The organism is Streptomyces sp. NPDC047525, assembly GCF_040643025.1.
GTDB classification, from domain to species: Bacteria; Actinomycetota; Actinomycetes; order Streptomycetales; family Streptomycetaceae; genus Streptomyces; species Streptomyces durmitorensis.
In genome coordinates this window covers 176,951-189,485 of sequence record NZ_JBEYTL010000018.1, presented here as the reverse complement: position 1 = coordinate 189,485, position 12,535 = coordinate 176,951, and the positions used below count along the sequence as shown (strand labels likewise).

General features: G+C 63.6%; 11 protein-coding genes and 1 pseudogene. 5 read left to right on the top strand and 7 right to left on the bottom strand.

What is annotated here, in order from left to right; all coding sequences use genetic code 11:
- Window positions 1–1,280 precede the first annotated feature (1,280 nt).
- A pseudogene (locus tag ABZ833_RS37395) lies at window positions 1,281–1,379 on the bottom strand (kinase); the annotation flags it as partial.
- 190 nt (window positions 1,380–1,569) lie between these two features.
- Here ABZ833_RS37395 and ABZ833_RS37390 point away from each other — a divergent pair.
- The 3 genes from ABZ833_RS37390 (at window position 1,570) to ABZ833_RS37380 (ending at window position 4,639) form a co-directional block, all read left to right on the top strand.
- On the top strand, window positions 1,570–3,645 hold the full coding sequence (locus ABZ833_RS37390) for a pentapeptide repeat-containing protein (protein ID WP_361056702.1): 2,076 nt from the start codon (window positions 1,570–1,572) through the stop codon (window positions 3,643–3,645).
- A gap of 138 nt (window positions 3,646–3,783) precedes the next feature.
- Window positions 3,784–4,086, top strand: coding sequence for a hypothetical protein (locus ABZ833_RS37385; RefSeq protein ID WP_361056699.1), 303 nt, complete (start codon window positions 3,784–3,786; stop codon window positions 4,084–4,086).
- On the top strand, window positions 4,073–4,639 hold the full coding sequence (locus tag ABZ833_RS37380) for a DUF6042 family protein (protein WP_361056696.1): 567 nt from the start codon (window positions 4,073–4,075) through the stop codon (window positions 4,637–4,639). Before ABZ833_RS37385 ends, ABZ833_RS37380 begins: the two co-directional genes overlap by 14 nt.
- Before the next feature lie 489 nt (window positions 4,640–5,128).
- On the opposite strand, the gene ABZ833_RS37375 is transcribed toward ABZ833_RS37380, so the two are convergent.
- The 3 genes from ABZ833_RS37375 to ABZ833_RS37365 all read right to left on the bottom strand — a co-directional run bounded on the left by ABZ833_RS37375 (window position 5,129) and on the right by ABZ833_RS37365 (window position 6,702).
- Entirely contained in the window at window positions 5,129–5,644 is a 516-nt protein-coding gene (locus ABZ833_RS37375; RefSeq protein WP_361056693.1) for a hypothetical protein, read from the bottom strand.
- A gap of 159 nt (window positions 5,645–5,803) precedes the next feature.
- Window positions 5,804–5,974, bottom strand: a complete 171-nt coding sequence (locus ABZ833_RS37370) for a hypothetical protein (RefSeq protein ID WP_361056690.1) — start codon at window positions 5,972–5,974, stop codon at window positions 5,804–5,806.
- 53 nt (window positions 5,975–6,027) lie between these two features.
- A complete protein-coding gene (locus ABZ833_RS37365; RefSeq protein WP_361056687.1) occupies window positions 6,028–6,702 on the bottom strand; it encodes a hypothetical protein in 675 nt (224 codons plus the stop codon).
- A gap of 676 nt (window positions 6,703–7,378) precedes the next feature.
- Here ABZ833_RS37365 and ABZ833_RS37360 point away from each other — a divergent pair.
- Window positions 7,379–7,903: a hypothetical protein gene (locus ABZ833_RS37360; protein ID WP_361056684.1), complete on the top strand. Its 525-nt coding sequence runs from the start codon at window positions 7,379–7,381 to the stop codon at window positions 7,901–7,903.
- On the opposite strand, the gene ABZ833_RS37355 is transcribed toward ABZ833_RS37360, so the two are convergent.
- The gene (locus ABZ833_RS37355) at window positions 7,896–8,588 is read right to left on the bottom strand and encodes a GNAT family N-acetyltransferase (protein ID WP_361056681.1); all 693 of its coding nucleotides are present in this window, start codon (window positions 8,586–8,588) and stop codon (window positions 7,896–7,898) included. The genes ABZ833_RS37360 and ABZ833_RS37355 overlap by 8 nt on opposite strands.
- A 1,129-nt stretch (window positions 8,589–9,717) precedes the next feature.
- Between ABZ833_RS37355 and ABZ833_RS37350 the strand changes: the two genes are divergently transcribed.
- Complete coding sequence (locus ABZ833_RS37350; RefSeq protein WP_361056678.1) at window positions 9,718–11,415, top strand: hypothetical protein; 1,698 nt, start codon at window positions 9,718–9,720, stop codon at window positions 11,413–11,415.
- Here the strand turns inward: ABZ833_RS37350 and ABZ833_RS37345 are convergent.
- On the bottom strand, window positions 11,381–11,590 hold the full coding sequence (locus ABZ833_RS37345) for a DUF397 domain-containing protein (protein ID WP_361056675.1): 210 nt from the start codon (window positions 11,588–11,590) through the stop codon (window positions 11,381–11,383). The two genes, ABZ833_RS37350 and ABZ833_RS37345, sit on opposite strands and share 35 nt — an antisense overlap.
- A 164-nt stretch (window positions 11,591–11,754) precedes the next feature.
- Window positions 11,755–12,378 carry a DUF6082 family protein gene (locus ABZ833_RS37340; protein ID WP_361056672.1) on the bottom strand — a complete coding sequence of 208 codons (624 nt, stop codon included), beginning with the start codon at window positions 12,376–12,378 and terminating at the stop codon, window positions 11,755–11,757.
- Window positions 12,379–12,535: the final 157 nt, after the last annotated feature.

Here is a 12,535-nt window from a genome sequence, read left to right as displayed (position 1 = left end):
GTGGGGCTGCGCCCCACGCTCACCCGCCTTGCTGCGCAAGGCGGGTGACACTCCGTCCGCTGCGCTCCCGGAGTGCAGGCCTTCGCTGCGCTCCGGCCCAGTGGGTCCGCTTCACTCCCCCACCCAACGGCCCTTCCGGCTTCGCCTCCAGAACCGTCAAGGCCCGCTACAGCGGGCCAGACTGGCTACGGGGTCTACTGGCCTGACGGAACGGCAGCAATAAGGAGGTCTGTAGGTGGTGACGGCACTTCGGCAAGCAGGCATCGACCAGGCCCGCCAGGTGGGCATTGACCAGTCGTCAAACTGCGTCATCTCGGGTGTCATGAAGAAGCGGTAGCAGGATCCAAGAACAGTAGGAAGCTCTCTGTCTGGGAGTGCTTCATTTTGAAGTCTAGATGGACTCTGGAATCAGAGCATCCCACCGATGCATATCAGAATCTGCATTTCGATGTCACTAAACCGCACTCTGATTGTCACCGGCGCCTGGGCTGTCATCGGAACCCCGTGACATCACCATAGCCGCCAACAAGCAGCCCACATACACGTTTCCCACGATCCCGTGGTTGTACGCCCCCGGGCGCGGCCTGCAGGGCAAAGCGGCAAATATCGGCAGGGAAGGAACTCCATATCCACCGATGAGAATTCCTTGGATGCATACCGAAAGCATGGGAAGTCTCTGCAAGAACATTTGGATCGCTGCGGGCGCCCTGGCGCCCATCCTTGCGGCTCACTGATCGGGGACAATCACAGGGCCTGCCCACCCGTACGCAGACGGGTGGGCAGGCTGCCGAAGCGCGAAGCCTGAACGGGTACTACGCGCCCAACATGGCCGCCGGAGGCACGAGCCCCAACTGCCCACCTGCGGAGGCGGCTCCGGACAGTCGGTGCCAGACGTCCGAAGCCGCCCCGCTTTTCCGGGCCGGGACGCCCGGAAAAGCGGGGTACAGCCCAGCCCCGTCACCGGGAGAGGTTGGCCAGGCTGCCGACACAACACGTGACGCTCTGCTGCATCCCCCGGCAAACGCCGCCGGCCACCACCAGGACACGCCAGCCGAACAGAATGGACAGCCTGAAGCCCAAGGAACAGGCGCCGCATCAGGCGGGTACTCCTCTGCCGCTGGGCGGGGGTACCCGTGACCCCTGGGAGGCCGAAGGGCCACCCACGCCCACTCCCCGAGCAACTGGCCACTTCCGTCAGCAAGACGAGATGGACGTCGTCCGCTCACCGCTCATCGACTGGCGAGGCGGCGGACCAGACGACTGGAGACACTGAAGGGAATGCGGCCGAACTTCTCACGTAGGACGGCCGCGACGGATGACTTCCCTGACGCGCTATTTCCGCGCAAAACGATCAGTCGCGTGTCTTCGATTCCCACCACGTCCGCACCCTCGCGTCGGTCACTCAGAGGTCGGTTCGGTCAGCAACGCCGAAGGAAGGATCACCCGACTCCGCGCGAATCGCGTCTGGCAAGCGTATGGACGCGCAACTCGAAGTCGACACAACTCTCAACATCCGCAGGTGCCTTGGTTCCGGCGATGAGGCCACCGTGCGCGTGATGATATCGGTTCATGACTTCGTCGACGCCACCGGACTGGCCGCACTGCGGACGTGGAGCCGACCCTGAGGTAGACGATGTGGGCTGCCGTGGCGTCCACGTGCCCGGTCACGCGGCATGCCTTGCCCACCTCGAACCCACCGATCGCGCCGCCTACTTCGGTGGGCTGGGTCCAGGCGCCGATGTCGACCACCGGGGGACGACCTTCGATGGGGCCGTGCTGCATGGCCTGATCGCGGCCTTGCGTGATCCGGGGTCCAACACCGTCCTGCTCGGGGACTCGTGGTTCGACGAGGCGACCTTTGCCGATGACGCTTGGTTCAACGGGGCGACTTTCACCGGGCGCGCCAGGTTCAAGGGCGCGACCTTCACCAAATACGCCCGGTTCGGTGGGGCGACCTTCGCGCAGGGTGCCCGGTTCGGTGGGGCGACCTTCGCGCAGGAAGCCTGGTTCGGCAGGGCGGCTTTCGCCGCGGACGTCTGGTTCGACGAAGCGACGTTCACTCAGGATGCCCGGTTCACCGGCACGGCCTTCGCTGGAGATGCCCGGTTCAAAGAGGCGACGTTCACTCAGGACGCCCGATTCAACGGGGCGACCTTCACCGGGGCTGCCCGGTTCCACAAGGCGACCTTCGCCGAGTCCGCAGGGTTCGAGGGGGCAACCTTCGCTATGGAGGCGGACTTCAGCAGGACGATCTTCGCCAAGGACGCCCTGTTCCAGGGAGTGACCTTCTCCGGGGATGCAGTGTTCGAGGCGCGCTTCACCGGGCGAGCCCGATTCAGCGCGGCGGTCTTCACAGCAGATGCCCGATTCAGGTGGGCGAAATTCATCGGGCACGCCGGGTTTGACAGGGCGACCTTCGCCGCCGGCGCCGACTTCGAGCGGGTGGCCTTCGCGGATGCCGCATTCGAGGGAGCGACTTTCACCGGGACGGCCGGGTTCGACAGCGCGATTTGTTCCGGAAATATCCGGTTCGATCGGGCGACCTTCCAGAAAGCCCAGTCACTGGGACCTCTTGCCTGCCAGGGCACGCTGAGCCTGTCCCGGGCCGTGTTCGCCGGACCGGTGACCGTCGAGGCCGCCGCCGCTCGCGTCCGATGCGTACGCACCCAATGGGGATCAACCGCAACCCTGCGCCTCCGTCACGCCATGCTCGACCTGACCGACTCCGTCCTGACACTTCCCATCGCCGTCACCGCACACCCCGCTCCGTTCGATTGCAACGCCCGCTTCGACGAGCCCGGGCTCACCTGGTATCAGTCGGGGGTCAGCGTCGAATCCCTTCGCGGGGTCGACTGCGCAATGCTGTCTCTTTCCGACGTCGACCTCGCACCGTGCCGATTCGCGGGAGCATTCCACCTCGATCAACTCCGCCTGGAGGGGCGGTATAACCTGTGCCCCCCGCCGGCCGGAGTACGTTGGCACCGTTGGCTGCCTGTGCGTTGGACACCGCGCCGTACTCTGGCCGAAGAACAGCACTGGCGCGCCAGCCGCAGTGTCTCTACGGACGGCTGGTCGCCTGCGCCCGAGGGAGTAGGTGTCCTCGAACCGGTCGCGTTGGCGCCGGTGTACCGGCAACTCCGCAAGGCATTCGAGGATGGGAAACACGAACCCGGAGCCGCTGACTTTTACTACGGCGAGATGGAGATGCGCCGTCACGCCGACGACATTCCCTGGTCCGAGCGCGCCTTGCTCAGCGCTTACTGGATACTCTCTGGCTACGGCCTCCGTGCAGCCCGCTCCATCGGTTGGCTCACCGCCGCTATGGCCGCCACCATCGTCCTCCTGATGGGCTTCGGACTGCCCAACGAGTCCCCACAGCAAGAAATCGTGCGGGAAAAGTTGGACGGCGAGTGGAAGACCATCATTGAAAAGCCCGAGCCGAAGAACCCGAACGGCGACCGGTTCACCACGAAGCGCTTCGAGAAGGCCCTCAACATCACCTTGAACTCAACGGTGTTCCGCGCCAGCGGCCAAGAGCTGACGACGGCCGGCGGGTACATCGAGATGGCGTCCCGGTTCACGGAGCCGGTACTCCTCGGGTTCGCTGCGCTCGCCATCCGCGGCAGAGTCAAGCGCGGCAGCTGACTCTGACGTTTTTGTGGTGTCGGCCGGACCTACCGCCAGCGCCGGGCCCATCCGCGCCGTACGTACCCGTGCTACGAGTACGAGCTCACGCCGTGCCCCGGGCCGGAGCATGAGTGCACCGGGTGCGCGGCCGACGACGTGGCGCGCTTCGACTTCGACCGCGACACGGTCGAACTGTTCCTGCACCACTTCGGCAACCCCACGGAGGCCAACCGGCAGCTGTGGCGCTCCACCCTGCACGGGTGGCACTGGTACCCGGTCCAGCAGCCGCGGCCCGAGATAGACTACCGAACGTACGAGGTCGAGGTCACCGAGCTGTGCGCGCGGCGCGCCCTGACCGACGACGAACGCGACCAGGCCGAGCAGCAGGCACACGTCTTCCTCGCGCCGTTCGTAGCCCGGATCCGAGCTGTACGCGGCGACACGAGTGAGACGACGTGACGGAGGTCCTGCCACCGTCACGCGACCTGTACAGGATCAGGCGGAGAGCGCGTCGAGGGCGGCTTGCCAGGGGCTGACAGCCGCTGGCTTCTCGGTGCCCAGGACAGTGCGGGACCTGTCCGAGCTCTACCTGACATGGGGGATGGCGAGCCGCGAAGAGACTCCGGACGGCACCCATTGGTCGATGCCCGCCGTCCTTCCGCTGCCCGGTGATCTGCTGACGCTGGACGCTGAACTCACCAAGCGCCTCGACGAGATCCGCTGGACGATGCGCACCGGACCGCTCGTCGACACCCTCATTAACCACCTGGTCGACGCTGGGGAGCCGCAGGAAATCCTGACCTCCCTGGACCGGCTGGCCTCTGCCACCAGCCAGGACGCCGACAACGTCCGCCTGGCCCTCGCGGAGCTCGTTCAGTCCGGCGATGCCCGCGTGCAGCGCGGCCAGGAGCCGGCCGACGCGGAACGACTGGAGGCGCACCAGCGCTTCCGCCTCGTCATGGACTGGGACCACTTCCACGAGCACCGGCTGCAGGTGAGCCTCGGTGACTGACGGCGCGCCGGGCAGGGGCAAGGTAGGCACCGAGGACACACGACTCATCGTGATCCGCGGCAACAGCGCCTCGCCGCACCGGCCGCGCCACGGCGACCTCGACGCTACCCGTGGCGCCGAACGCCTCCATGCATCTGGCCTCGTTTGCCTCGCGGCCCTCCGGCGCTTCTTCGTAGTCCCACTCCTCTTCGGGCCACGAGAACGTGAGTGCGCTGTCGAGACCGCCGCCGATCATGTCCCAGTGGCCGTCGAAGACTTCCTGCAGCAGGTCGTCGAGAGAGCCGGTGAAGCCGGGCTGGCTCGCGATCCCGATCAGCATTGTCAGCGGGAAGCCTGGCGGGGCAGGACGTGCTCCCAGCCCGAGACGAACCAGTCGTTGTGCATCGCCAGATCCCGGCGTGGGCCGGGCACATGCGGATTCTCGGTCATCAGCAGCTCTCCCTCGAAAACGGCCTGACGCGCGCAGCGTACGCACGCAGGTGTGTCTCGTCATGGACGTCCGACCCAGGCCCGATGGTCGGGCGTGGCGTGCAGTTCCTCGCGCAGGCGGCCCCGTAGGACACCGACGCGTGTTCGGCCCTCCAGGACCAGCAGTCCGCTGCCCGCCGGGTCCAGGAGGCGCCGGTCGAGGAGGAGCGGCGGGCGCCGCCACGTCCCGTGCTCTTCCCAGTGCCGGCCGACTTCCGGGGGCCGGACCGTGACCCAGTGCACCGGGTTGTCGGCATAGTCCTCGATGCAGCCGGCGTCGGACGCTCCGGTCGGCATGGTGTGGAAGTCCGCGGCCGGGATCGTCTCCAGCCGCCAGGTGATGTCGCGCAGGTCGATGCCGCCGTAGTCGTTGCCGAAGGCGGCGTTATCGCCGTGGTCGAAGAGGAACTGCTCGAGGACGTCGTCCGGCCACGACAGAGCGGCCAACGCCGGATCAGCACGGAACTGGTCGTAGCTGTAGCTGAGGCCACCGGCGCGACGGCGGACCATCAGCGGGCTGAGGTCGCTGAGCTTCATGACACTAGAACTACAGGAGATTCTCTGCGGTGTTGCCCCTGCTCCGGTCTCGTGACGGTGAGGTGGCGGAGCCTTTGTATCGAGTGACTCCATAGAGCCGGGCCCTGGGGATGTCATGGCTGCTCCCCGGGGCCCGTGGTGAGTCCCAGCGCGGCGCGGTCAGTTGAGGTCGGTGGTGCCGATCGCGGCGCGGGGCCGGTTGCGGGCCCACTTCTTCAGGTCTGCGACGCGGTAGAGGAGTTCGGTGCCGCTCTTGTCGACTGCGGCGGGGAAGGTGGGGTCGGTGGCGCGGGCGGTACGCAGCGCGTGGAGGCTGGTGAGGCCTGGCACGTCCTGCTCGAACGCCTCGCGGAGCCCTCCTCTTGGCGGTCCAAGGTCGAGTCTCAGGACGGGGGCCAGCGGTGCAATTGCTCCCGCTCGCCGACAAGGAGCGCCATCAGTTCAATGTCGTCGTCGGGCAGCGGCCGGCCAAGTCGCTGCCCGACGGCGCGATACAGGCGCACGGCGCTGTTGTCGCCATCGGCCGCCAGGAGCGTTGACAGCAGTGGTGTGCCGGGGTCGGCGCCTTTGTCGACCAGGACCAGGAGTTCCACCTTGTCCTGATGGTCGAGGCGGGCCAGCTGGCGCTCGCCGGTCTTTTCCCCGATCTGAGTCCACGTGGTGGTGCGCCGTTCACGGGCTGCCTTCTTCAGGGCCCCGCGCACGGTCGGCGTCAGCCTCGTGGCCTTAGCGCTTCGGGCTTCGAACACCGCGGCCTGATCTGCTTCGTCCCGTCGGCGCTGCTGTTCTTCCTCGCGGCGAGCCCGGTCTGCCTCGCGCCGCGCGGCATCGGCCTCCCGTTGCTCTTGCCCGTCTGAAAGCGCCCTCCCCCGCGCCCGGCGCGCGGCTTCCCGCCGGGCCTCGAGGTCGCGTGCCCGGGACCGTTGCAACTCCTGAGCCCGGGCCTGTGCGGCCCGCACGACGTCCTTGTCCTGCGCCGTGGCGCCGGGCTCGCTCAGCAGCTCGATCGCTTCAGTGAGCAAATACGAAGTGGGCCGTTCCTGCAGTTCGGCCAGCACGGTCCGGCGCCGTTGCGCGCGCTCATCCAGCCACCGAGCGGTGCGCGCCAGATGTAGCAGCCTCTGCCGTCGGTCCGCACGATGTCGTGCACTCCCACCCGATGGTGCGCATCACAGTGCGTACACCCCCGCACCGGCTGCGCACCATCGACGCAGCCCGAGCGCACGGGAGTTGAACACGGACAAGAATCCCTCCCCTCGATGCAGAGCATCGCGGACGCGTAAGTGGACGATGCGGGCGGTGGCCAACGTTGAGCGGGAACGATGCGGCAGGTAGCGCGCCTGGACAAGGGGGTGCACCCCCTGTGCGGAGCACTCACGGCAGCCGGTGCGCACCATCGCACCGCACCCGGGCACCGTCAGCCTGCGTGCACGCATCGGGGAGCATCGTGCATTCCCCCGCGATGACGTGCACTTGCGTAGGGAGTGCACGACACCGTCACGTGCGCACCGGCGGCATCGGGTGCGCAACATCCTGGTGCGCTCAGCGGCCAGTTTGCCGCCCGTGGCGCGGGTCCTGCTGGGAGCGGTGCGTCCAACCCGGAGGCTCCGGCGGAGGAGGTCACACCCCGGGTCCAGGTGCGCGTACCAACCTGGGGAATGGACCCAAAATCTGGCGTCGCAATTTTTCCGGACCTTGCGCAAAGATGGCGGCAGAGATCACGAAGGGGACGGCGTGCGGCTGACGATCGACACCGAGACGGACACCTACGAGCAGGCGCTCGCTGCGGTCCAGGCTGCCTACGGGCTGCGGCCGGTCGCTCCGGCCAGCTGGCCGGATGCCCCGGCCGTGGAGCCGCGGCCCGATCCGCAAGACCTGAGCGGTGACGACCTCACCGACGGCTGGAGCGAGCAGATGCTGTTCCAGGTGCTTGCCGCGCTCATGCCCGGGGCCCGGACGGTGCTGCGCCGGATCACCGACCTGGGCGGCGAGGCGTCATACGACGACGTCCAGCAGCACTTCACCGGGCACCCGACCGTCCCGATTCCGCCGTCCCGCATCGGCGGGACGCTGACCAGCGTCAAGGCGGTGCAGCGCCGTCTTGGGCCGGAAGGCGCGGGTCCTCTGCTCCAGCGGGACGAGCGAGCACGGCGCTACCGTATCGACAGTGCCCTCGTGGCCGGTCTCACGAGGGCGTTCGCCATGGCTGATGCCCGACCCGACCTGGTGCGCGGTGAGGGATCATCACAGGTCAGCTGACGTGGCCGCGCCATCGGTAGAAGAGCGTCTCGCCCGGGCCCGCACCGAGTTGGATCGGCACACCGGCCAGCAAGGTGCCGACGTCGATGGTCTGGCCGGGCCGCAGCACGGTGAAGCCCTGGCGTGTGTAGTACGGCCCAAGTGCGCGCGGGGTCTCGAACCCGCCGAACAGCAGCATGTAGTCCAGCTGCCAGTACAACTGAACGCATCGCTTCAGCAAGGCGGCCCCGATTCCTTGGCCGCGGGCGTCCTCGCTGACCGCGACCGCTTTGATCTTTGCGTACTTGAGCATCGAGAGCAGGGCGTGCTGCTCGTGGCCTGGCAGGCGGGTGACGGTGGAGATGATCGTGCCGGACGGTACGGCCAGCAGTGCTCCAAGGACCTGTCCCTCCCGGTCCTGGGCGACCAGCGGCAGTGACATCGCGGCCGCCGCTGCCTTCAAGTCGCCAACCGCAGCTGCCCGCACGAGCGGATCGATCAGACGGGCACCCGCGAGGCCGTCCAGCAGCCATGTCCCGCACCTCCCTTCGGCGAGCGCTTCAAGGTGGCCGGTCTCCATGTCATCGGACGCAGCCTTCAGCAGTTCAGTGACCTCGGCTGCCTCCTGCGGCCTCGCGAACCGGATCCGCACTCCGCCGGGCCCGGGTAAGCCATCGATCAGCCTCTGCTTCGTCACCCGCACCATCCTGGACGACGCCCCACGTAACTTCTTCGTCTTCTTCGCCATCTCTGAGAGCTATCCCCCGTCCTGTCCCCGGCACCCGCCCCACCTGGTCGGCGTCGCGACCGTTGCGGTGCAGCCAGGCCTGACCGAGCCGGGCCTCGGTCAGCGTCCAGCTGACTAACGCAGCAATCGACTTGGCGGGCACGTCCAGGACCAGGCCGCCGACGCAGTACGCCGACACCTGGCAGGACTGTGCAGACCGTGCCCCTCAGCGACTGGACCCGCTACAACTGGGCAATCCGCCGCGTCCTGTGACGGGTGCGCTGACGATCGCCTCCGGGGCCGCTATACCCGAGGCTGACTGTGCATCGACAGAAGCGTGTGTGGCTTGAGCACAGCCGAGCGCCAACGGCGTGGCCGGCTCGCGAATGTGCTTGTGAGACTCGAACCCCTTACCGATAAGAGCACAAGAGCCTGATCGAGCGATCTTGATGCCGCTGAGATTCTGACCGCCTGGAGTTAGCAGGGAGACGAACCGGTCCGACCCTTTGGGTAAGGAGATTCTCGCTGTGAGCCTGCTTCTCCAAGCACTTTGACAACTGGGATCACACAACACGAGGGGGTTATAGACACGCAGGCGGGCGAATCATATCCTGTATTGATGGATTTGGGGTTACTTACCGGTGTTGCGGGACTTGTCGTCACTATGGGAGCAGGTGCCATAGCTTGGTTACAGCTGCGTCGAACCCCCGCCCGGGAAGGCGATATCAGCCAAAGGCACCTAACCTCTGATCCAAGCAGCCCTTATTGGCCTCCACTTGGAAGGATTCGTGTAGGTCTTGTAGGGCGAGATTCCATACTCGAAGATCTTCGAGAATCAGCAAGGAGACCTGACGGGCGAGTTCATGTGTTGGCCGGAATGGGCGGGGTGGGAAAGTCCTACATTGCGTTACAACTGGCAAAGGAGGCCACCCAGAATCGTCGACCAGTTTGGTGGATCGAGAGCTCAAGTCAGAATGCGATAGATTCTTCGCTACTCGGCCTGGCAGCACACCTGGGTGCTACGAGTAGTGAAATAGAGCAGTCTCTGTCCGGAATTTCGAATCCATCTGACGTATTTTGGCGCACCCTCAACAAATATAAAGGATGGATGCTGATCATCGACAATGCCGACGATCCGAACAATTTAGAGGCGAGAGGTCGACTGCCCGGCGACGGGAATGGCTGGCTACGTTCCACCAAACGGGGTCTAATTATTGTGACAAGCCGGTGTGATGCTGCACTGTGGGGGCCCATTTGCCATGTGCGCAAGATCAGCGAACTGTCTCCGATGGATGGAGGGAAGCTCCTCTTAGATCTTGCACCTGAAGCAGGTAGCTACGAATCGGCACAGCAGATATCCACTCATTTGGGCGGACTGCCCCTGGCCCTTAATCACGCCGGCCGATACTTATCATCCAGCTTCGCGGCTGAGGATTCATTCGACTCCTACCTGCGAGGGCTATCCACTGGTATGGGTGACCTTCTCCGCAGTCATTCCCGCCCGGTTTTGAATCAAGGAGAATCTGTTTGGCAAACATGGGATTTGTCTGTCGGTGTACTGGTTGATTGCGGCGTCGGTGACGCTCGCAACGCAATGCTCACCCTGAGTTTAGGTTCTGCACCCAACCCCATACCATTAGAGATATTTCGCGCCGCAGTACACAGGCAGGCTGTACCCCGCTCATTCCTTTCACTCACCCTACCTTCGCTGTCCACATTCGGATTAATTGAAATTCAAAATTTGAACGAAGGTTTCGAGTCTCGCTTCACTGCACAAGTCTCGGTGCACCCAGTCGTGGCCGAAATGATAATATTCGCCGCAAGTGCTGACAGTATCTTGGAGAGTAAGAGAAACCTTGTGACTTGCTTTGAATCTGCAGTCGCAGCACTGGACAGGCTAGATCCGCGCACCTGGCGCACATGGGTTTCACTCGTTCCACACCTTTCAAAACTACTGGAAAGTTCCCTTGAAGCGGATGAGCGATTCGTTAGCGACTTACTTCACGTGGTCGCACGCGTAATCTCAGCCCTAGCCTTCGCCTCGGAGCACCCCAAAGCCGAAGACCTGGCAAAGAAAGTAGAAGATTACGCCTTACAATTTCCCTCATGTGAAATCACCGGTATAACGGCACGCTATTGCATAGCACAGGCACTGAGGACGCGTAGCGACTCGCGCGCAGGAGAGCGCGAGTTTCGAGATATACTGAGTGCGCAGGTACCCATTTTAGGTCCGTTTCATGCGGATGTATTCCACACAAGGCACAACCTGGCGCACACCCTGGCCGCGAAAGGCCTAGTGGACGAATCCATCAGGGAATTTAGGGTAGTGATAGCCGGGCGCGAGACTACCCTTGGGGCTCATGATCAGTACACGATAATCAGCAATATGGCGTTGCTATTCTGGATCATAAAAGCCCGTCGCCCTTTGGAGGCCAATGCACAGTACAATATCACCATGCTGGCAGTGCAAGAGGTATATCCAGCGGGGCACCCAATTTTCCTCACCTTACGACAGCGCTCGGCTGAAATCAAGATATTGGAAGGTCAGGTCGAAGGACTAACGGAAGAGCTTCATGAAATCATAGAAAGGCAGCAAGAATTATTAGGAGTGGGGCACATTTCAATCCTAGGAACATGTGCATCTCTCGCCGACGTACTTGAGATGGAGGGACAGAACTTTCGATCACTGGCCATACTGGATGGAGCCTTGTCTGCCCTTCAATTGCGGCTCGGCCATGACCATCCAAAAGTAGTAAATCTGCAAGCGCGCCTCAATGGGCTGCGCAGGCAATCCCGGAACACTTAAGTGAACCAATAAAGGCGGACCTGGACAGTGCGCGAAGAGTAACCTCGGCCGTCTCTTTCACCTTGCTGTCACGTAACATAACTATTGTTGTCGCGCCCGCGCCGCAGGCGGACACACAAAACTCTAGGCAACTCCCAGAATCGCCCGAATAGCTACTCTTCTTCCAAGTTTGCATTACCACAGTGGCTCCTCCATAGGTTGCCCTGGAAATCTTCTTCTTAGCCCCAAGTATGAGTATGTCGCTCGGTAGCTGTGATCACAAGCGGCTGCGCCATACAGCATCATTCCAACTCGTGATCAAAAATGACACAGACGCAATGAGAATATCGACCCCTGCAATCACTCTGGGGTAAAATACTGAGAGGGCGCCACCGAAGGTCCCTCACTCACAGCTTCCCTGTACGCCTGATTGGCAATCCGAACGAAGCTCTGACCTGTCCTTTTTCCGGAATGCTCGGCTTCTTCCGCCCAGTAGTCCCCACGGATCTCCCAGTGCTGCCGTGCAATCTCGCTCCGAAAGTGAGACACAAGCTCATGACGCAGACCTGCCTCTGAGAACTCACCGAGTGCATACGACGAGTAGATACCCGCCAGAATCAGATTGGCGAAACCAATCTGTTTGAATCTCTGCTCTGACATGGGGCGGCCTGGCGGGGCAAAACAGGGAAGCAGAGTCGGGTCCTGCATGGCAAGAACGAACAGCTCCCGCTGGTTTGTTCGCGTCAACTGATGTGCAGCTAAACGGCTCTGCCTAGCCTGATAGAGCAGCGAACCCGCCACGCCAATCAGCGCGAGGACCGAAAACAGTGAGGCGCAAATTTGGCTAGCGTCAGCGATTTCCTGCGAAAACACCCGGCCTGGGACGCTCGCCACGAGAATAAAAGGCACTGACAGCAGCAGGATAGCCGCGACGGCCGATAGCGCCAAAACCACCCGCAGCCTTGACTGTCCCCTAAAAGACACAGTGACTCCTAGTGGAATAGCTTCTAGTAGATCCTTATGCCGCCCTGCCGATCGGCAGGGTTATAGGCGAGTCGACGTCTATGCCCGGACAGTCGCGCACGCGAAGGTGATCGCGATAGGGGGACAGCCTGCCTGTGGCCAGGCACACAGTCTTGTG